Origin of the sequence: Flavobacterium sp. CG_9.1 (assembly GCF_015751645.1) — a bacterium.
Classification (GTDB): Bacteria; Bacteroidota; Bacteroidia; order Flavobacteriales; family Flavobacteriaceae; genus Flavobacterium; species Flavobacterium xanthum.
Genome location: NZ_JADOVC010000042.1, coordinates 1 through 20,295, shown reverse-complemented (window position 1 = coordinate 20,295; position 20,295 = coordinate 1). Strand labels below are relative to the sequence as shown.

General features: G+C 34.1%; 19 protein-coding genes. 7 read left to right on the top strand and 12 right to left on the bottom strand.

All coding sequences use genetic code 11. The features are described from left to right. Window positions 1-119: 119 nt before the first annotated feature. The 3 genes from IWX83_RS16010 (at window position 120) to IWX83_RS16000 (ending at window position 4,588) form a co-directional block, all read left to right on the top strand. Window positions 120-1,151 (top strand): hypothetical protein, encoded by a 1,032-nt coding sequence (locus IWX83_RS16010; protein ID WP_196831190.1) that lies wholly within the window; start codon window positions 120-122, stop codon window positions 1,149-1,151. Window positions 1,152-1,166: 15 nt separating this feature from the next. Beyond that, a complete protein-coding gene (locus IWX83_RS16005; RefSeq protein WP_196831189.1) occupies window positions 1,167-2,006 on the top strand; it encodes a polysaccharide deacetylase family protein in 840 nt (279 codons plus the stop codon). A gap of 338 nt (window positions 2,007-2,344) precedes the next feature. Further along, a complete protein-coding gene (locus tag IWX83_RS16000; RefSeq protein WP_196831188.1) occupies window positions 2,345-4,588 on the top strand; it encodes an inorganic phosphate transporter in 2,244 nt (747 codons plus the stop codon). Window positions 4,589-4,746: 158 nt separating this feature from the next. Here IWX83_RS16000 and IWX83_RS15995 read toward each other — a convergent pair whose 3' ends face one another. The 10 genes from IWX83_RS15995 to IWX83_RS15950 all read right to left on the bottom strand — a co-directional run bounded on the left by IWX83_RS15995 (window position 4,747) and on the right by IWX83_RS15950 (window position 13,616). Beyond that, window positions 4,747-4,911 (bottom strand): hypothetical protein, encoded by a 165-nt coding sequence (locus tag IWX83_RS15995; RefSeq protein ID WP_196831187.1) that lies wholly within the window; start codon window positions 4,909-4,911, stop codon window positions 4,747-4,749. A 198-nt stretch (window positions 4,912-5,109) separates the two neighbouring features. Continuing rightward, a complete protein-coding gene (locus IWX83_RS15990; protein WP_231380071.1) occupies window positions 5,110-6,327 on the bottom strand; it encodes a murein hydrolase activator EnvC in 1,218 nt (405 codons plus the stop codon). Window positions 6,328-6,386: 59 nt separating this feature from the next. Next, a complete protein-coding gene (locus IWX83_RS15985) occupies window positions 6,387-7,175 on the bottom strand; it encodes a DUF4292 domain-containing protein (RefSeq protein WP_196831186.1) in 789 nt (262 codons plus the stop codon). Then, window positions 7,172-8,521 (bottom strand): lipopolysaccharide assembly protein LapB, encoded by a 1,350-nt coding sequence (locus IWX83_RS15980; RefSeq protein ID WP_196831185.1) that lies wholly within the window; start codon window positions 8,519-8,521, stop codon window positions 7,172-7,174. The genes IWX83_RS15985 and IWX83_RS15980 overlap by 4 nt, the downstream gene beginning before the upstream one ends. Before the next feature lie 298 nt (window positions 8,522-8,819). Continuing rightward, window positions 8,820-9,830: a sugar phosphate nucleotidyltransferase gene (locus tag IWX83_RS15975; RefSeq protein WP_196831184.1), complete on the bottom strand. Its 1,011-nt coding sequence runs from the start codon at window positions 9,828-9,830 to the stop codon at window positions 8,820-8,822. Between the two features lie 106 nt (window positions 9,831-9,936). Then, the gene (locus IWX83_RS15970; protein ID WP_073354765.1) at window positions 9,937-10,308 is read right to left on the bottom strand and encodes a four helix bundle protein; all 372 of its coding nucleotides are present in this window, start codon (window positions 10,306-10,308) and stop codon (window positions 9,937-9,939) included. A 151-nt stretch (window positions 10,309-10,459) separates the two neighbouring features. Beyond that, window positions 10,460-10,894 (bottom strand): dUTP diphosphatase, encoded by a 435-nt coding sequence (dut, locus tag IWX83_RS15965; protein WP_196831183.1) that lies wholly within the window; start codon window positions 10,892-10,894, stop codon window positions 10,460-10,462. Between the two features lie 221 nt (window positions 10,895-11,115). Beyond that, window positions 11,116-12,582, bottom strand: a complete 1,467-nt coding sequence (locus tag IWX83_RS15960; protein WP_196831182.1) for a lipopolysaccharide biosynthesis protein — start codon at window positions 12,580-12,582, stop codon at window positions 11,116-11,118. Window positions 12,583-12,700: 118 nt separating this feature from the next. Further along, window positions 12,701-13,162, bottom strand: a complete 462-nt coding sequence (locus tag IWX83_RS15955; protein ID WP_073354771.1) for a hypothetical protein — start codon at window positions 13,160-13,162, stop codon at window positions 12,701-12,703. A gap of 10 nt (window positions 13,163-13,172) precedes the next feature. Next, window positions 13,173-13,616: a GNAT family N-acetyltransferase gene (locus IWX83_RS15950; protein WP_073354773.1), complete on the bottom strand. Its 444-nt coding sequence runs from the start codon at window positions 13,614-13,616 to the stop codon at window positions 13,173-13,175. Window positions 13,617-13,986: 370 nt separating this feature from the next. Here IWX83_RS15950 and IWX83_RS15945 point away from each other — a divergent pair, with 370 nt between their 5' ends. The 4 genes from IWX83_RS15945 to IWX83_RS15930 all read left to right on the top strand — a co-directional run bounded on the left by IWX83_RS15945 (window position 13,987) and on the right by IWX83_RS15930 (window position 16,771). Beyond that, the gene (locus tag IWX83_RS15945; protein WP_196831181.1) at window positions 13,987-14,517 is read left to right on the top strand and encodes a hypothetical protein; all 531 of its coding nucleotides are present in this window, start codon (window positions 13,987-13,989) and stop codon (window positions 14,515-14,517) included. Between the two features lie 381 nt (window positions 14,518-14,898). Continuing rightward, window positions 14,899-15,426 carry a hypothetical protein gene (locus tag IWX83_RS15940; RefSeq protein ID WP_196831180.1) on the top strand — a complete coding sequence of 176 codons (528 nt, stop codon included), beginning with the start codon at window positions 14,899-14,901 and terminating at the stop codon, window positions 15,424-15,426. A gap of 53 nt (window positions 15,427-15,479) precedes the next feature. Continuing rightward, on the top strand, window positions 15,480-16,145 hold the full coding sequence (locus IWX83_RS15935; protein WP_196831179.1) for a hypothetical protein: 666 nt from the start codon (window positions 15,480-15,482) through the stop codon (window positions 16,143-16,145). A gap of 2 nt (window positions 16,146-16,147) precedes the next feature. Then, window positions 16,148-16,771: a hypothetical protein gene (locus IWX83_RS15930; protein ID WP_073355797.1), complete on the top strand. Its 624-nt coding sequence runs from the start codon at window positions 16,148-16,150 to the stop codon at window positions 16,769-16,771. A gap of 132 nt (window positions 16,772-16,903) precedes the next feature. Here IWX83_RS15930 and IWX83_RS15925 read toward each other — a convergent pair whose 3' ends face one another. Both IWX83_RS15925 and IWX83_RS15920 read right to left on the bottom strand, forming a co-directional pair. After that, window positions 16,904-17,752: a thiopeptide-type bacteriocin biosynthesis protein gene (locus IWX83_RS15925; protein ID WP_196831178.1), complete on the bottom strand. Its 849-nt coding sequence runs from the start codon at window positions 17,750-17,752 to the stop codon at window positions 16,904-16,906. A 196-nt stretch (window positions 17,753-17,948) separates the two neighbouring features. After that, entirely contained in the window at window positions 17,949-20,150 is a 2,202-nt protein-coding gene (locus IWX83_RS15920) for a lantibiotic dehydratase family protein (protein WP_196831176.1), read from the bottom strand. Window positions 20,151-20,295: the final 145 nt, after the last annotated feature.

The window sequence follows — 20,295 nt, the reverse complement described above, 5'->3', positions numbered from 1 at the left end:
TGTTTAACTCTAATAATATCAAGGCAAACAAAATTAAACATCAATTTACAAGTAATGAAATTAGACTTTCATTAACTAATTATTGCCTTTTTTTTTAAAAAACAACAAACAAAACACATATGAAAAAATCAACAATTGCATTTATCACACTTCCCTTATTGTTGTTAAGTACTTTAGCCTGCAATCGTGGCAAAGCAGCTGATACTGAAAACGAAACAGAGGAAACGGCAACCGTAAAAGTAGTGGATTCGATAGAGAAAACGCCCACTCTTACCATTGACACGGTGGATTACAATAAAAGAATGATTGCGTTAAGCAATAATGACACAACAGGTCGATGGCCCGTAAAAACGCCTTATCCCTTGCCAGGAGCACTTTTGCCATACAATAGGATAATAGCGTATTACGGGAATTTATACTCCACCAAAATGGGAATCCTGGGGGAACTTCCTCGAAAAGAAATGTTGGCAAAACTTCAAGGCGAAGTAGCCAAGTGGCAAGCAGCCGACTCAACGGTGAAAGCAATTCCGGCATTGCATTACATTGCTGTTACCGCTCAAGGCGCTCCAGGGAAAAATAATATGCACCGCCTACGCATGCCTTTTAAACAAATTGACACTATTATCAGCTGGGCAAAACCAATTAATGCTTTGGTGTTTTTGGATATCCAGGTAGGACATAGCACGGTTAAATCTGAGGTAGCCGAACTGGAAAAATACCTTGCTATGCCGAATGTGCACCTTGGGATTGATCCTGAATTTTCTATGAAAGGCGGAGAACGTCCAGGATCAAAAATTGGGCATTTTACGGCAGCTGACATCAATGATGCGATAGACATTCTAGCAGACATTGTGCGCAAAAACAAGTTGACTCCAAAAGTATTGGTAATACACCGATTTACGCAAGGAATGGTCAAAAACTATAAAGAAATCAAAAAAGTTCCTGAGGTTCAAATCGTCATGGATATGGATGGTTTTGGAAGTAAAGTATTAAAAAAAGATTCTTATAAGGCTTACATATACAGAGAACCCGTTCAGTTTACCGGTTTTAAATTGTTTTATAAAAATGACAATAAAAACGACTGGAAAATGTATAGCCCAGAAGAATTAGTGAAGTTCACTCCTAAACCGATTTATATTCAGTACCAATAATTTACCATTGAATTCATGAAAAATATTTTTTATTCCGTTTTCGTTGGCCTATTTTTAATGGTTAGTTGTCAATCAGAACCCCGTAAAATAGTACCGGAAGTTCCTTTGGTTGCTGTTTCTGCAAAAGTTGTAGCACCCAAAAAAGTAGCTGCTGATGCCGCGACCATTCTTTCGAAAAAAGAAGTGCCTATTTTATGTTACCATAACATTAGGGATTTTAGTGCGAGTGCAAGTGGAAATATAAAAGTGTACACTGTAAAACCGCCGGCTTTTGCCCAACAAATGAAAGCCTTAGCCGATGCTGGATACGAAACCATTTTACCAGAACAACTGTATAATTATTTGGTTTTTGATGGTCCATTGCCCGCAAAACCGATCATGATAACATTTGATGATACTAGAGAAGAACAATTCAGCATTGGCGCAGCCGAAATGAAAAAATACGGTTTCAAAGGCGTGTTTTTTATTATGACTGTTTCTATTAATCGTCCGGGATATATGAGTAAAGAACAAATCAAAACCTTGTCAGACGACGGGCATGTGGTAGGTGCACACACTTGGGATCATCATATGGTTACGAAATATGCAGGAGACGACTGGAATACGCAATTGGTAAAACCAAAGGCAAAACTAGAGGAAATCATAGGAAAACCAGTAACCGATTTTGCTTATCCGTTTGGATTATGGAATACTGCGGCAATTCCTGAAATAAAAAAGAGTGATTATAAAATGGGGTATATTTTGTCTACCAAAAGAGATTCGGTAGATCCTTTATACACTATCAGAAGAATCATTGTTTCTGGAACGTGGTCAACGGATGGCATGATGCGATCTATTGATTCCTCTTTTAAATAAGCTGAATAGTACAGTAGCAAAGAACAAATTAAAAACCCTAAACTACTTTAGTACCAGGTAACACCATCCAAACTGTATCACGGTATTTATGGAACGAAAAGAATCCCTATAAAAAAGCACTGTCAATACTGAGATATTCGATAGTGCTTTTCTGTTTTTTGAACTGCTGTTACTATCCAATTGCGTACCAGCAAGATGAATAAATACTACAAACTTCAAACCTATTCCATTTACAAGTGGAGTTGATTTTTACCTTATTTCTGGTTTTAATAACATTAAGTTAACATGAATCCAAAGTCCTTGCAGGACTTTTGTACAAAATTAAACCCCAAATTAATATGGAACAGATTTATGTAATTATGTTGATTGCGTTAGGTATCTTAGCTATCATCGATTTAATGGTTGGCGTGAGTAACGACGCAGTAAACTTTTTAAATTCTGCCATAGGTTCAAAAGCCATTTCATTTAAAACTACTATGATTGTCGCTAGTGTTGGAGTTTTAATTGGAGCTTTGTTTTCTAGTGGAATGATGGAAATAGCGCGAAGTGGTATTTTTGTTCCCAGCATGTTTAGTTTTAACGATGTCATGATCATTTTTTTAGCGGTCATGATTACTGACATTCTACTTTTAGATGTTTTTAATTCTTTAGGACTCCCTACCTCCACTACCGTTTCCATAATTTTTGAGTTACTAGGAGCGGCAGTTTGTTTAGCCCTTTACAAAATATATACGACCGATGACTCTATAGATACTTTGGGAATGTACATTAACACAAAGAAAGCTTCTACTATCGTTTACAGTATCTTACTTTCAGTGCTGCTGTCTTTTTCAATAGGAAGTCTTGTCCAATATATTTCCCGATTGATTTTTACTTTTCATTACGAAAAAAAGTTAAAATATTTTGGCGCAATTTTCGGAGGAATAGCCATTACGGCAATTACTTTTTTTATCCTAATTAAAGGATTAAAAGGGGTTTCCTTCATCTCTAAAGCACAATTTGACTGGATCGATGAGCATCAGTTTATGATTTTAGGCTTAAATTTTCTTGTTTTTCTAGCACTGTCTCAAATCCTGATTAGTTACTTTAAAGTCAATATTTTACGTGTTATTATACTTGTAGGAACTTTTGCTTTAGCACTGGCTTTTGCAGGAAATGATTTGGTTAACTTCATTGGAGTACCCATTGCGGCATTCAACTCTTATGAAATTTTCCAAGGCAGTGGTGTTTCAGGAGATTCCTTTATGATGGGGGCTTTAGCGAATGATGATATTGTAGCACCCTTTTACTTTTTATTATTAGCTGGTGTTATTATGGTAATCACCCTTTGGACCTCAAAGAAAGCCAAAAGTGTTATTGAAACGGGAGTTAATTTATCCAGACAAGGCGATGGTATTGAAAAATTTGCACCCAATACAGCTTCGAGATTTATCGTTAGATTGGGCTTGTATATTGGCGAAGGCATTAATTTCTTTTTACCAAAAAAATTACAAATAAAAATCGACAGACGTTTTGAAAACATAGTGAAGCCCACAAAAAAAACAGATGATGAGCCAGCTTTCGATATGGTAAGAGCTTCAGTTAATTTAATGGTCGCCAGTATTTTAATTGCCATAGGAACCTCTTTAAAGTTACCCCTATCCACTACTTACGTAACATTTATGGTTGCCATGGGAACCTCGTTTGCTGATAGAGCCTGGGATCGGGAGAGTGCGGTTTATAGAATTGCTGGCGTTTTTAAAGTAATAGGTGGTTGGTTTTTTACCGCAATTATTGCTTTTATATTGGCTTTTATTACCGCTTATATTTTAAAAATAGGTGAAGTTTTCGCATTCGTAGGATTATTACTTTTACTAGGAATTATGCTATATAGAAGCTCTAGAAAACATAAAGAAAAAGTGCAAAGTGAAGCAGAAATTAAGAGCTTACGGAAGGAAGACATTGGAACTGTCAAAGAAATGATTACGGAAAGCTCTGCACAAATTTCCAAAGTATTTCGCAAAACTAGTGCGTTATACGGTAATTTGATTGACAATTTAAGTTTACAAGATTTAGCTAAATTAAAAGAAAATAAAAAAGACCAAAAGAAATTAGAAAAAGAAATTGACGAATTAAAAAGTAACGTTTTTTACTTCATTAAAAACCTAGACGATAATTCAGTTGAAGCGAGTAAATTTTACATATTGATTTTGGGTTATTTGCAAGATATGGTTCAATCCATAGATTTTATTACAACCAATAGTTATTCGCACGTCAATAACAATCACAAGCAATTAAAATTCAATCAAATTAGAGACCTGAAAACAGTGGACGAACAATTGCAGCAGTTGTTGCGACTGTTAGAAGACAGTTTTAAGACCGAAGATTTTTACAAGATTGACCTTATATTAAACGACAAACAAGTTCTTTTAGACACGGTTTCTGAGTTGATATCAAAACAAATTATAAGAATTAGAACTACAGAAACAAGTCCTAAAAACAGTAAGTTATATTTCGCTTTGTTATTAGAAACAAATGATCTAGTAAAGTCTATTATGAACTTATTGGAATTATTCAAAGAATTTAATAAACTCAATAAATAGTAGTTTAGTCAATATCGAAAAATGGGCAACGCTATTTTAAAAGGCTTTTTATTCCCGAAATAGTCTTAGCATGATGCGTACTTATATCTTACAACATTAGGAATAGGCGACGGTTTCTGTGCGTTTTAGTATGGCGCTTTTTGCTGGTTTTATCCCTTTTAATGTAAAGGCGCAATTTTTGAGGCCATAGCTTCGCCAACGAGCAACCAAGCCAAAGTGACAATTGGTAAAATCGGGTTCATTTTTATTTCTAAAACAACTATTAATAAATAAGTATTGCGGCAAAAAATCAGCACGATTTGTAGCGCAAGATAGTATCTCAAGAACTTTTGGCGCTGCGAGATAAATCGCCATTAGGATGCCTTCAAACTAAGGATAGATTGCACAATACAGCAGCAAGAAATGGCTACTTCCTATACTTTATGCCTTCTTACTTTTTTTTATTTAGAACAGGTTTCATAAAAAAAGCACCATCATATTCCTTAGAATCGATCGTGCTTTTTTTATGAAAACTACTTTTTTTATCTTGGCGACAACCAACCCTCAGGATTGTTATAAGTCGTATTTTGTAGGATTAGGAACTTAATGATTGTTTTTCCCGTCTCGCCATTGGTTCTTACTTTACCAAGACTTTGCTTGATACTCACTTTGTCCCCTTTACTCACATTAACCGAACTCAAATTTTGATACACAGTGAAGAAATCTCCATGTTGTATCATAACCGCTTTGTTTACTGGTGACAAAACGATCACGCTGGTAACTTCTCCACCAAAAACAGCTCTTGCACTTGCTCCTCTGTCTGTAGTGATTTCTACACCGCTATTGTGCACGGTTATGGTATTAAATAAAGGATGTGTTTGGTTTCCGTATCCTAACGATATATACCCTTTTTCCACAGGATAAGGCAATCTTCCTCTATTTGATCTAAAGTTATCTGCAATAAGTTTTGACTCTGGAGTCAATTCTATTTTTGAAGAGGAAACTGCTGCTCTTGAAACAGGAGCACTTGGATTGGCTTTTGCTTTTTCCAAGGCTGCTTTTCTATTGGCCGCGGCAATTGCTTCTCGAATTAATTTATTGATTTGTCTGTCAATTGTTCTGTATTCTTGTTGTCTTTTCTTAATTTCTACAGAAATCTTATTTTTATCTTTCTTGAGTACGCTAACGAGTTTCAATTGCTCTCTTTTCTCACTTTCGAGTGACAGGCGTTCTTTTTCGTTTTCAGCGATCAGTTTTTTCTTTGCTGTTTTTTGCGCATCTAGCTTTTGATTAAAATCTGTAAGCTTATTCGACTTCGTTTTTATTTCCTCCCCTTGTGCCTTTCGGTAGCTGGTATATTGCTTCATGTACTGCGCTCTTTTGTAAGCCTGCAAAAAGTTTTCAGACGACAATAAGAACATCGCCCTACTTTCTGACGATCGGCTTTTATACGATTTCACAATCATTTCGGAATAATCCTCCTTAAGTTCAGCCAATTCTTTTTTCAATTTATTAATCTGAACTTGATTAATATACATGTCATTACTCAACAATTTGGTTTGCTTTTCAGTGGTGCTTATTAATTTTTCTTTCAGCTTGATCTTAGTGCTTTGAACGATCACTACGTTGACCGCAGATTTTTCTTTTTTCTTTACCGATTGTAACAACTTTTCATTTTCTCGTATTTCTTTTTGAATTTGAGCTTTACGTTCTTCTAATTTTTCTTGTTGGGATTCCTGACTCCATAGCAAGGAAGTCATACAGATAAAAATTAGGCTTAGGAGAAATTTTGGCATATCGAAAAAATATTTTGGCTAATTTACTTAATTAAAATTCTTTTGTACCCATTTGGAACACTATAAGGAAAAGAAAGTTCTTCATTGAAAGTTACGGAGTTGTATTCCAGATTGATTTCGGTGTTTCCTTTCTTCTGAAACGTATTGATTGAAACGTTTGTAGGCAATACTACCTCGTTATATACCTTGTTATCTGCGTACGCTACTTTGATCATTCGTTCTTCGGCAGTTTGCGTGATTTCTTGCTTTTGAACTAAAAATTTATCTGCGTCTAAAAAGAATGATTTTTTTGTGTTCTTATTCGATGTATCATCCAATCGATAGGTTTGTTCCAATAAGCTTTCTAAATATTTCCCTTTAGTCAAATCATCAATTGCCTGACCTAACAACATGTTCTGGATTTTATTGTAATCTAAATCCGTTCCTAACCATTGGCTTAAACTACTAAAATCACCTTCAAAATATTTCCCATTGATCTTTTCGTAATAGCTGACTGTTTTAGGAGTGATTAATGCTTTTGCCATTGTAATTCCCAGAAAACGAATGCTTACCAAAATTTGTTCGTCTTTCTTAATTTTGATTTCAGCGGTTACGTTTTGCGTTTGCTTATCATCTGCATAACGGGCGCTTGACTTAATATATAATGTAGAAAATTCGTTTTTATTGTTGTAATGATTTTCTATTATTTTTTTAGCTGACATTTTTTCAGCCAAAGCAACTGGCTCATTACTGGCCGCAACGGCAATGGCTTTCGATTTGCAGGAAACCATAAAAACAGTAAATAGTACTAGTATTGAAATTTTTTTGATCATTTTTTTTCTTTTAATAATTGATTGGCTTTAGCAAAAAACAAGTCTTTTTTCTTGAAATCTCCCAAGCCGTTGTACGCTTCTCCAAGTTGGATATTGAAATTTATTTCCAATTCCCTATTCTCCACTACATAATCCATGCCCATTTCTAAAAAATCCTTCGCTTTTTTAAATTGCTGCAACTGATTATTGGCCAAACCAGCATAATAATAAAACTGAGGCTGCGTTGGAAAAGTTTCTACTAAGGTCATCGCTTTTTTAGCCACGGCATCAAATTGTTTCAACTCTGTATGCGCTTGAAGCAAAAGTAAATTAGTTTCAACAACATCACCTACTCCATTATTTACTGATTTTTCATAATACACAATGGCTTTTCCCCATTGTTTTTTGACTTGGAAAAACTTACCAATTTCTTTCGCAACATCAACAGAAGTATCATTTCCGAAATAACCGACAGCCTTTTCTAAATCGGCCGAAAATTGCGTATTCTTGTCGGTAAAAATCAGAAATTCATTGAGAATCCGGTGCTTAATTTTCGAGTCTATTTTGGCACTAGCCAAAACAATATTCATGGCCATGATTGCTTTTGGTGCATCATTAGCATCCAAATAATTTTTGAATAAACTCACTTGCGCCCACTCCGAATTAGGAATGGCTTTTTCTAGTTTTTTGACGGTTTCAAAAGCTTTTGCCTCTTCATTATTTTTGGAATACAAAAAGATCAAACTGATATAATTTGCCTCTCCTTGTGGGTTTTTAACAATCAAACCTTCCAGATTCGAAATTTCGTTATTCTGAAACTTTCCTTCGGATAGGATTTGGCTTTTGTATAATTCCCTGCGATCTGTTTTTCCAACAGTTTCATTGAGTTCTTGAATTAACTCCAAAGCTTTCTCATACTGATTAGTCCCCATATACAAAGAGGTCAGATCTTCTTTGTATTTTGGATCAAATTCTATCAGCTTATTGATAACGGTAATTCCCTGAGTGAAATTTTTAGTTTCATAACTCACATCGTACATTCCTATCCAAAACCATTTGTTTTTAGGATCAATCTTGGTGGCGTTTTCAAAGTAATTATAGGCACTTTTATACTCTTTTAATGCTAAATAATTCTTTCCCAATTCGTAATACACGGCTGCATCATTGGGTTTTAATGAATTGGCTTTATCCAATGCTAAAATTGCTTTATCATAATTCTCAATCCCTTTTTGAAGCAAAGATTCGTAAAAGAGTTCTTGAAATTGATCCGTATCCAACTTTATTTCTTCGGGTTCCGTTTGCGCCCACAGCAAAGCCGAATTGCATTGCAAAACGAGAAATAAAATTATGAAAGCGCTCTTTTTCATGCTGTTTTTTAATCCTTAATCTTTATTATATAATGCCACTTAATATTACAAATACTAACATTTTGTCGCTTACTTTTTTAAACATATAAGTCATATAAGTTTTTTAAAATTTATTCTCTACAAGTTTGTAAACAATGAAAAACTTAATTTCCTTCAATTCCTTAATGGTTTAAAAAACTGTTTTACGAGTTCTTTTGAAACATATAAGTCATATATAATTTAAACTTACATGACTTATATGGTAAACATAATGCGATATGGATTCATTCTTATTGCTTAGTACATTATTTGAACCATTCTACTCCAATACCGAATAATCTCCAATACTGATGCTGATGAACTTCCCGTCAAAACTAGCGTGGTTTCCAATCATCGCATTGTCCAAATTCGCATTTTTGATATGAGAATGAGTTTGCACCAAACTGTTTTGTATCGTACTGTTTGAAACATGACAGCCATCGCCTAAAGATACATTTGGACCAACCGTCGCGTTTGTCAGAACTACATTTTTACCGATATAACACGGCGGAATAATGGTGGAATTTTCTAATTTGACATCAAAATCCACTAAATGTTCGCCATCGCTATGTAAGAAACCTAGCATTCTAGAATTCGTTTCTACAGTTACATTTTTGTTGCCACAGTCCATCCATTCGTCTACTTTTCCGGGAACAAAAGTCATGCCTTTGGCCATCATTTGCTTGATACCATCATTGATTTGGTATTCGCCACCATGGATAATATTATTGTCTAATACTAACTGCAGTTCGTTTTTCAGCACGGCTACGTCTTTAAAATAATAAATTCCAATTACGGCAAGATCCGACACAAAAGTTGCCGGTTTCTCTACCAATTCTACTATTTCGTTAGCATCGTTTAATTTTACAACACCAAAAGCTTCGGGCTCCTCTACTTGTTTTACCCAAATCACGCTATCAGCATTTTTATCTAAATCGAAATCAGCCCGAATTAACGTATCAGCGTAAGCGATAACTGCGGGTCCACTCAAAGAATCTTTGGCACACATAATGGCGTGACCGGTTCCTAATGCTTCGTTTTGATAATAAATAGTTCCTTTGGCGCCTAGTTTTTGTGCGATAGCAAGTAATTCTTCTTCTACTTTTTTACCAAAAGTTTCATGGATAATAAAGGCTACTTCTTCGATATCTTGATTCAACACACCGGCGATATCCTCGACCAAACGGTGCACGATTGGTTTTCCTGCAACTGGAATTAATGGTTTAGGAATCGTTAAGGTATGTGGGCGTAGGCGTGATCCACGGCCAGCCATTGGGACAATTATTTTCATGTTTTTTTATTTTTATTTCAAAATTCGTTATTCAACGTTCGTTGTTCAAAATTTATAAAAAATTTAATATTGGACAAAGAACGCTTGATTTTGAAGTTTAGACCATTTATTTAGAACTACTTAATTTAGATTTCGATGTTTCAATACTTTTTACAAATATTGAAATTAATTCATTATTTTCTTTTATTCCTGCTACTAAAAATTCTTCTTCTTTATTATATAAACTTGCTCTTTGAATTATTTTTAAACAAGAATGAGTTTCTCTTAACTCTTTTAAAACAATTGACATTTTATGGATAAAATCATTTCTAGATTCTGCACTTTGAGCTTCACTATAATTTAATGATGGTGAAGTTCCAGAACGAACAACTTGTCCCGACAAATGATTTGCTGCTTTACTGTTTTTTAGATTATCTGTAATTTCGATTATCATGACAGCAAAATCAATTAGTCTTTCGTGTAGATCGTATTGTTTCATGTGATTTTGATTTCAAAATTCGTTATTCGAGGTTCGTTGTTCAAAATTTGAAAGATTTGAATTTCGCGTCAAAATTCAGAGTTCGTTGTTCAAAATTTAAAAAAGGTTGAATGTTGAACAACGAACTCTGAATTTTGAAGTTTTAAAAAATTTACTTCACTCCAGTGCTTCCAAAACCGCCTTCTCCTCTGGAGGTTTCTGTCAATTCCTGAACTTGAATCCACTCTGCTCTTTCGTGTTTTGCGATGATGAGTTGGGCGATGCGTTCCCCGTTTTGGACAACGAAATCTTCATTGGATAAATTTACTAAAATTACTCCAATTTCACCACGATAATCGGCATCTACCGTTCCGGGTGCATTCAGGACTGTGATTCCGTTTTTGGCAGCGAGACCACTTCTTGGCCGAACTTGTGCTTCGTACCCAATAGGTAATTCGATGAACAAGCCTGTTTTTACGATCGCTCTTTCTAGTGGTTTTAATGTTATAGCTTCAGTTATGTTCGCTCGTAAGTCCATTCCTGCGGAAGCTATGGTTTCATAGTTAGGCAAGGCATGTTGTGATTTGTTGATAATGTTTATGGTCATGTTTATTTGTTTTTTTGGAACTAGCAATGGCTTGCCGATTCACACTATTTATGTACTATTTAGGATTCTAGCCGTGATGGAAGTGGAAAGCCTTTTTTATGAAATTGTATTTTTTCTTGGGTAAAAAGAGCGACCGCAGGAAGCTCCTTTTTTGCCTTAGAAAAAAACAATTTTAGGAAAAAGCTTGAAACGTACAGCGCGATTGGCTCCTAAAGATTGTTTTAATTGGTTTTTCGTTTTAAAATTTTAATTAATAATTCTTTTTCGTTGTGGTATATAAAATACAGGAATATAACTAATAACGGAATTCCGACGAAATAATTCTCTCGGAAACCGTAAAAAGAAATTGCCGAAAATCCTATTGAAATCAGCAGATACAACGCGATTTTATTGATGTCATACGGAATGGGATAATATTTGTTTCCGAAATAATAAGAGATAAACATCATGCTTCCGTACGCGGCTATAGTGGCAATTGCCGAACCGTAATAGCTCATTGTTGGGATTAAAAGGAAATTTAATGCGAGTGTGATTATCGCTCCCACGATGGAAATGTACGCGCCTATATGAGTTTTGTCAATCAGTTTGTACCAAACCGAAAGATTGGTGTAAATACCAAGAAAGAAGTTGGCCAGAATAATCAGTGGTACCACTTTCATGGCTTCCCAATAGGATTCATCTTGGATCATAATAACTTTTAGAATATCAGCAAAAACGATTACGGACAGTAATATGAAAGACCCAAATATTACAAAATATTTGGTAATTGTAGCGTAGGTTTGTGGCGCATCTTTGTTGTCCGAGTGACTGAAAAAGAAAGGCTCAATTCCAAGCGTATACGCCGTACGGTACAAAACCATAAATAAACCAAGCTTGTAACAAGCCGAGTACACTCCTACTTCGGCATCGGCAATATCCGGTGGCAATAAATAACCCAATAAAATTTTGTCGAATTGTTCATTTATGGCAAATGCAATTCCGGCGATCATTATAGGCGTGCCGTACTGCATCATTTGTTTCCATAATTTGTAATCAAAATGCCATTTCAGTTTGAAATAATTGGGTGACAAAACTATAAATGTAAGTAAGCTAGCCACAATATTAGATACAAATATATAGCCTATTTGAAAATCTTCTAGGTATAAAGAGCGTAAGATGCTGTCTGGATTTGATGTTGCAATGGCAGGTAAATAACTCAAAAAGAAAAGGTTCAGAAAAAGATTGACCGCTACATTTCCTATTTTGATTATCGCATATTTTACGGGTTGCTGATTGACCCTTAATTTAGAGAAGGGAACAATGACCAACGCGTCAAGTACTAAAATCCAAATCGTGTAACTGATATACTGTTCGTCAATTTTAGCCCAACTCGATATTGTATTTCGGAAGAGTAAGGAGACAAATAAGAAGGAAATGGACGTCCAAAAAATGGAAATCGAAGTGGTTTCTACAACCGCACTTTTATTGGTTTCTTTATTGTAAAATCTAAAAAAAGCAGTTTCCATTCCGTACGAAAGAATGACATTAAAAAAAATCACTCCTGCAAAAATGATGGAAAGCTTACCGTATTCCGCTTTTGGCAGTAATCCTGTGTACAACGGCACCAATAAAAAACTGAACATACGCGGAACAACTGTCGCCAAGCCGTATATCGCAGTTTGTTTAAAAAGATTTTTATATAATCCCAAAATGGTGTGTTTATTAAAATTAAGGAAACAAAAATAACTAATTATTTTTTGTAATCTCGGATAGAGCCTCTTTGTTTTGTTAAGAAGGTTTTACAAAAAGAATCTTTCTTTTATGATTTTAACGCAACGGTTTTTCGATGATATTAGTCATTTTAAAAAAATAAATTTTACCGTTTTGCGTATAGTTTAAAACTGCTTCGTTGGATTGTATTTCGAATTTTGCATTTGAAACATCAGGTGCTTTGTTCCCATATTCTTTGCTAGGATCTTGATCCATAATAAAATCCTCGGTAGAAGTTTGAGTAACAAAAGCAACAGTGAAGTGTTCTGGTGTAACTTGTTTTACAGTAGCCTCCTGATTCCGAAAATAAACAGTATTCAAAACAATCGATTGGAGAAGCGGTTTTTTGAACTCGATTTGTAAATAAATGCTGTCCTTACTATCGCCTTGCAATTTTTTATGATAAAAGACAGATTTAATTTCTTGCGGAAATTCTGATTGGAATTCACGCTTTACACCACAAAAAGATAGGCTAACCGATAGCAAGAATGTCAAACCAATTATACTAGAACGCTCCATAATTTGTGATTTAGCTCAATCCGTCTTCGTTTAAGATTTTAAGGAAGTGAAAGCCTTTTGGCACATAGCCTTGGTTGTAATAGAAACGGTGTGCCGTATAATTTCCGGTAAAAGCGTCTAATACAATCATGGTACAACCGAGCTCTTTGGCTTTGGCATCGACGTAATCCGTTAGCATTTTACCAATTCCTTTTTTGCGGTGTTCTGGGTGTACAATGAAATTATCAATTTCTAAGTATTTACCAGACCACAGCTTAGTACCAGACCACAAACCAGAAAGTCCGACGCACACATCGCCTTCAAAAACGGCTATTTGTTTGTAGTTGTTTGGAATCATATCTGTGAGATAGGCATCGTATTTCTCTAAACTGAAATTAGTATATAAATAGTGCATGACCGGATATTGCGCCAGCATTTCTTGTTTTGTGGTGAGTTCTTTGAGTTGTAGTTTCATGTTTGATTTTAAAAGGGTAAAATTAGAGAAAAAATCGCTGGGATAGAAAAAGAAAAGAACAATGAAGACATTTTTGCCTCAAAGCAGCCACTTTGTATTTGTCAAATAAAGAGTACTTATAATTATTTTTTCAAAGATAATACACCTTTTTCTGTCCAACTTTATCGGAATTCATGGAATTCGGTATGCGAATTCCGTGAATTCCGATAACAAGTGTTTGTATGTTAAAATATATGAGGGTAGTTTTGGTGTCAGGAAAAACTACTGAATTTTAAATAAGACGTTATATAAAAATTAAGTAGTTTTTCTTAAATGATATTGTAGCTACTTATCTAGAATTTATCAATTTAAAAAATTAAACCAATCTTAAATGAGAACAAAATTTATAATGAGAAAAAGTATATACTTACTTTCCTTCTGCCTTTTGGCAATCAGTTGTTCTACTGAAAACAGTAGTGAAACACCAGAAAAAACAAATTTAAATTCAGAACAGAGGTTACTACAAGAAACTGCTATTCTGTTTGGCAAATTATTAACCGACCCTGAAGTCAAAACCGCTTTAAATAACAAAATGAAAGAAGTTGACAAAGATGCAAATATTGTATCTTTTGCATACTTACTTGAACAAGAAGGAGGTTTAAGAAAAAATGAACAAGCTATGTTCAAAAAACAAATCAATAATTTAAGAAAGCAAAATATTTTTAAAAATGCTTTAAGAAAAGAGTTTGAAAACAATTCCAATGATTATACCACAATTAAAGAAATTGTGGATAAAAACTTAACTTCTAAGAACAATTTTAGATCTACAGCGTTTATTGCCGATGAATTAACTAATCTTCTTGTTTCACAGGAACTACAAATTTTTTTTCCATATGATCCTGAATATGAAAATGATGATTAAAATGCACAAGAATATTATGTTTCATTCGATCCGCTAAACAATTCGCAAACAAACATCGGTTTTCAATTTAACACGGGCTACAGAGACTACGAAATTATTAATAATCTCGATAATAATTTTCTAGATAACAATCCCGTTTATGTAATTGTCCCTATAGATCCATGTGATATTGCCGGTAGACCTTGTGATTTTGTAGACTTACAACCCGCGCCAATCGATGATATAACAGGTATACTACTACCTAGTATTATCCCACAAATAACAAATAGTCCATTTCCAGTAACAAATTTACTAACTATTAATACAAATCACAATAATATTCAAGAGGATGACGTAATAAGTTCATACATACCAAGAATACAAATAAATGGAACTGATTGGATGGGATTTGGAGGGACTCATCAAAAGTTGAGATTCTTTAGAGGAACTGCGGATGGAACAGTAACGCAAAACGCAAATGGTACTATTACTGCAACTGGAAATGAGTATACAGTTAAAGATTTTAGATGTAAACGTAAATACCTTAAGAGAGATAAAAAATGGTTAGACTTTACTGCTGAGTTTGACCCTGACTGGAATATGTCTGAAAACACACAAGTAATGGCAGTGTTTTCATTACATAATCTTGCAGGTTCAGCATCGACCGAATTAACAGCAAAAGCTGGGTTTAAGCTAGAGGGCGATAAAATAAAACCAAATGCAGAGGCTAGCGGTTCAGTTAAAATTAATCTCTCAGTTGGTAGTGCAATTTTTAGATCAAACGCAGAAATGTCTAGAAGACAAATCCTAGCAACGATTGTTGGCCCTGGTTCTACAGGCCAAACCATCAATGATAATAACACAGAATATAATATTAAAAAAATTGGTATTGTAGATTATTATTTTAAGCACTTTTATACCAATCTTTAACCCTATTAATTAAAAGCATACTTTGAATACTTTCAAAGTATGCTACCTTTATTATGAAAAAATACTTTATTATATTAATAATTATGTTGATTTCGAGCGTGTTATTTGCACAAAATGAAAGTGCATACTTGTCTATAGGAAAACCCTGGTTTCCGGATAAATATAACAACCACAATAATTTTTCAATTGGTTTTAATTATCAAAATGCATTTGTACAATCTTTTGCATTTACGTTTATTGCTGACTATGCACAAAGTGATGATTTTCCGAAATTTGCTAAAAATGAAGTTCAATTAAATGCATTTTTATTGGATCAAAATTCAACTGATATTGTTTCAAATTCACTTTGGTCAAAAATAAAAACAATACGTTTTGGTGGTGAAATGAATTATATGTTTGTCAATAACAAACGATTTTCATTTAGTTTCAACGCTGGTGCTGGACATTTTTTTTCACAGTCCTCTAATCATGATTTACAATCATTTACGTATAATCTAGAAACAAGAGAAATACTTTCGTATCAGAATAAAATTAGTAGTGAAAAGCTAAATTCATTTTATTACAGTCTTGGCATACAATTTCAGTATTGTATCTACAAAGACTATTTCATCGGTTTGCAACCATTTTACTTTATGCCGATAGGCGAAAAACAAATTAATTCCATACCAGTATATCCTAGCTATTATAACCTTACGTTAAATATTGGTAAAAAATTCTAATCATGAAAAAATTTATAATTCCATTTCTTTGCATTGCATTACCATCTTTTGCTCAAGAAAAAAAAGAACAAAAATTAGACTTATCTTTTTCCTATGGGATTTCCCATATTAATTATTCTAACTATTCTGAGACATCACCACTAAAGCTTGAATTACCAAAATTTGGTTCATTTTTAGAATTTAACGCAGATTATAAATTACCTAAAAATAGATTTATTGGTGTAGGTTTTGCGAAACAGCAACATTCAAAAAATATTGATGATGGCATTGTCATTAATAGTAATAACAGCGGAATAGTATTAGATAATTACAACAATACACACACTAAAAACTTTTATGATATTCACTTTCGAACCGCTTTTAAAAACAATATTCAGTTCACTCTCGGCGTATTTTTCTTTATAGAAAACTTAAATACTAACACTATTACATTTGATGACACAAATACTTATTTTGTACTTAATAACGAAAAAAATCGAGCAGACAATTTGGGATTATTTGGATCTTTAGAATACTATTTCAAACTCAATAGTTATGCTGAACTGGGTTTAAAAAGTAAATTATACTATTCATTAAATGGTGTTGAAACTATTGCTGTTTTACCTACTTTAAGAGTTAAATTATAACGTAACAATTGTCTTCTGTTGTTTAGTAGATTTACAAGAAAAATGCAGTAATAATGCTATTTTACAACATAAAAATGGTGATGACTAAGTCATTTTTTTACATCAAACTGTTTAATTTCAAAAAAAACATTTTTAATATCTTCTCAGCTCCTGAGTTTTATAAAACCGATACAAATGGTCGTATATCAAGAGCTCATATTGCCGTTGGCGTGACGTAAACTGTCGATTAACCATCATGTGAATATGGCTGCTTAAAAAATCAAAAAGAGGAATCTCCAACTGACTTTTTATGTTGGAACTTAACAAAGCAATTTCTGATATTTTAGTTTCTATGAAGGGAGTTAATACTTCAAATGGCAAGTCTGTTTTGCCTAGTAGCACCGCAGTAATTTCTACTTCACGCTTGCGGTATTGGGTATCTAGTCCCTTATTTGTGGCCGCATCGGCATTAAATTCTTTTTTAAAATTCATTTGTAACCGGCGCATCAATTCATGTTTTTCAGACATTGATAACTGAAAACTTTCTAAAAAATGACGAATAGTATACAGCCCAAACAGTAGTTGAGTTGCCACCTCAAAATTGGGTTTGTACATTAAATACGCTACAATCAACTCACTGTGATACCCAAACAAAGTCTCAGAATCTACCTTGGTAGCCTCTCCGTACCGCTCCAATTCTCTCTTATAAGTATCCGTTTGTACTTTCCAAACTAAATGGTTGACCAATAACTTTTCAAAAACAAGATGGAATGAACTTATAATGGTAGCTATACCTTCTGGTTTGGTTACTAAAAAACGAATACGAAGATGCGAATCAGGATCGTTATACCGAATAAAAAACCATTTTTCGATTACCTTCCGAGCTTTTAACTGTTCAATAATAGGAGCAAACTCTTCCAATAAAAGTAAGTCTGCTGTTTTTACACCGGTATAAATTTTATAATACAACCATTCACTTCCTAGGCAAAACTCTCTTTTCATATATGTAAAAATTATTTTTAAGTGGTCATAAATAGTATGCTTCGCCAATTCGCTTCGCTCGGGTCGCCTTTTATTTATAGGTGTTTGTTTTCAACAAACCTTTTCCTAACGGCGATTTCATCTTTTAAAATTTATTGTGTTTTTTTGGTTAATCAGAATTCACCAAAAATTAATGACATTCGTAAGGAGTGTTTCATTACGTGACTTTTTCTTTATAAAAGGATAAAATTATCTGATTGGTATACGTTTGTTGTGCTGCACCGCTAACCGCTGAATTCTCCATAAACAGAAACTCTTCTAATATAATTTTGGGTTGTTTTTTTACCGCATTAATTAATAATCTTGCACCAAACTCTTTATCAAAATCTAATAACAACGTATTATCAAATTGTATCCAATTTACCCATTGCGGTAACTCTCTTTCTGTTCTCCATTTGCTAAATACTTCAAAAAACACATTTTCAGATTGTTGAGCTAAAAAGGAAATTTCGTCGGCAGTAACTACCCATCTGGCTTTAGAGAGGATTACTTTTTTATAAACTACCCTTGGAAAATGATCGTAATGAGAAAAAAGTACGCCCCAATCAAAGCTGTAAATAGGCTTGTCATTTTGACCCTGTAAATCACACAAAAAATGATATACGGGTAAGGATTTGCTAGCGTAGTTGTGCGCATTGGACAAACAAGGCACTATTATTTTATTGTGCTTTTTGGAACGCAAAATAATGGTATTGTTTTGTATAGATACCATCAAATCGTCAAGACCTATCTGACACGCTTCGCTTACTCCTGAATGCGATAAATATGGAATTTCATAAAGACGTAAAGGGGGTCTTTTTAAAATATTTCCGGTTCTTGATTCAGGAATATGAACGATCTCTGCTTTAATCTGATTCGGATCATACGCTTGTTCCTTTGCTACAATTTCGGCAGTTAGAGTTGCTATAGCTTCATTTCCATTACAAAAACGACCCAACAACTTTGCAGCGCTCACATTACCAGAAGATTCTAAAACTACTACATCCTCCTTTAATAATTCAATAATTACTGAAAAAGTGATAGGCGCCTCTTCCCAGTTGCAATCAAAATCTGGAAAATCTTTTTCTGTTAGTTCTAAGACGTTTTGCTGTAGTTGTTTACAAGTTTGTAATTTCTGCTCTACTATTCGGTCAAACGTAGTCCAAGGCTGAGTGTCAGTCTGATTTTGGTTTTTAAAATATAAAGTTTCTAAAAGCTCGTGCGTGTCATTTCGTTGTAATGATACCGGATAACCCAAACTAATTTCAGTATCTAACACTAAGGCTAATGGCATTTCCTTTCCCTCATATCGATGTAAAAAAGCCTTTATGAATTCTTCTAATGTATGTCTTTTGTGCTTTTTTTGTATGCCATTAAGAAACGTCAAAGCTTCGAGCGTTTGACGATGTACTTTTGGATGTAGTGTGTTTACACTAGCCGCAGTTGTCAAATCGGTTTGAAAAAGATACTTTTTATCAAAAGTCACTCTGGCTTCCGTCAGTACATTTTTTATAGCAGTATAAGCAGTAGGTTTAGGAACAAGTCCAAAGTCTAAACTTTCTATTTGGCGTTTAAGTCTTTGAAAAAAAGTGGTTTCTTTTTCAAAATTTGGAACGCGTGCTAGTATAGCGTTTATTCTATCCCATTCGTTTTTTGTGGTTAAAGCACCGTCTAAATCACTCACTAAAAACTGAAAATCAATCAATTGGTTTACAAAATCTTTAGCATCATCACGTTCAGAAGCATCATCAGCCAGCAATTCAATTAAAGCCTCAATCGTAATTCCTTGTCTTGATTTTTGATACACTAGCGTTAAAAGATCTGTTTTTCGTAGTGCTGCAATACTGTGTTGTCTTTTGGTTCCCTGATAACGATACTCCACATACCGGTAAAAAGATCCTACTTCATAGAGGCTTGTATTGGGTTTATAACTCAATGTGTTCCTAACTTCTTCTTGCTTCACCAGTTCTTGTAACAAAGCAATCCAAAATTGCATGTCTAATTGCGTATGGCGTTGGAATAGCTCCTTATGGTCCATCACTATATTGGTGGTTTGGCCTTTTTCGCCAACAGTGCAACCCGCAAATAACCCAAAAGGAGTACAGCGCGATGCCATCCTTGCACAGTATTTCAAGACACTATAAGCTAAAGCTGTTGTCTTTTTATTGGATAAGGATTGGGGATTTTCCCAATATTTTTCTACCAGTAAAATTAGTTCTGGAGAAGCCAGCTGCAGTGCTTCATGCACCAAGGAATCTTGCAGCTGTTCAAACACGCTAATTACCGCTTCCTTTTCCATTATTTTAGTATAGAAAGAAAGCGGTAACAATGGGGTTCTCAAAACATGTGAAGAAAAAGGACGAATTTGATAGTGGTGCATTATCGTTTCTTTTTACTCACTTTTTCTGCCAGTTGCATAGCATTATAAACATTTTGAGGTGTTCGGATAATTACTTATACTTTTTATGTAAATTTAAAGAATGGAAAAATTTACAGGAGAAAGTATTTTAGAATTCACCGATAAG

Coding starts and splice junctions, on each gene's coding strand:
- IWX83_RS16010 (WP_196831190.1), top strand. CDS start 120: ATGAAAAAATCAACAATTGCATTTATCACACTTCCCTTATTGTTGTTA.
- IWX83_RS16005 (WP_196831189.1), top strand. CDS start 1,167: ATGAAAAATATTTTTTATTCCGTTTTCGTTGGCCTATTTTTAATGGTT.
- IWX83_RS16000 (WP_196831188.1), top strand. CDS start 2,345: ATGGAACAGATTTATGTAATTATGTTGATTGCGTTAGGTATCTTAGCT.
- IWX83_RS15990 (WP_231380071.1), bottom strand. CDS start 6,327: ATGACTTCCTTGCTATGGAGTCAGGAATCCCAACAAGAAAAATTAGAA.
- IWX83_RS15985 (WP_196831186.1), bottom strand. CDS start 7,175: ATGATCAAAAAAATTTCAATACTAGTACTATTTACTGTTTTTATGGTT.
- IWX83_RS15980 (WP_196831185.1), bottom strand. CDS start 8,521: ATGAAAAAGAGCGCTTTCATAATTTTATTTCTCGTTTTGCAATGCAAT.
- IWX83_RS15975 (WP_196831184.1), bottom strand. CDS start 9,830: ATGAAAATAATTGTCCCAATGGCTGGCCGTGGATCACGCCTACGCCCA.
- IWX83_RS15970 (WP_073354765.1), bottom strand. CDS start 10,308: ATGAAACAATACGATCTACACGAAAGACTAATTGATTTTGCTGTCATG.
- dut (WP_196831183.1), bottom strand. CDS start 10,894: ATGACCATAAACATTATCAACAAATCACAACATGCCTTGCCTAACTAT.
- IWX83_RS15955 (WP_073354771.1), bottom strand. CDS start 13,162: ATGGAGCGTTCTAGTATAATTGGTTTGACATTCTTGCTATCGGTTAGC.
- IWX83_RS15950 (WP_073354773.1), bottom strand. CDS start 13,616: ATGAAACTACAACTCAAAGAACTCACCACAAAACAAGAAATGCTGGCG.
- IWX83_RS15945 (WP_196831181.1), top strand. CDS start 13,987: ATGAGAACAAAATTTATAATGAGAAAAAGTATATACTTACTTTCCTTC.
- IWX83_RS15940 (WP_196831180.1), top strand. CDS start 14,899: ATGGGATTTGGAGGGACTCATCAAAAGTTGAGATTCTTTAGAGGAACT.
- IWX83_RS15935 (WP_196831179.1), top strand. CDS start 15,480: ATGAAAAAATACTTTATTATATTAATAATTATGTTGATTTCGAGCGTG.
- IWX83_RS15930 (WP_073355797.1), top strand. CDS start 16,148: ATGAAAAAATTTATAATTCCATTTCTTTGCATTGCATTACCATCTTTT.
- IWX83_RS15925 (WP_196831178.1), bottom strand. CDS start 17,752: ATGAAAAGAGAGTTTTGCCTAGGAAGTGAATGGTTGTATTATAAAATT.
- IWX83_RS15920 (WP_196831176.1), bottom strand. CDS start 20,150: ATGCACCACTATCAAATTCGTCCTTTTTCTTCACATGTTTTGAGAACC.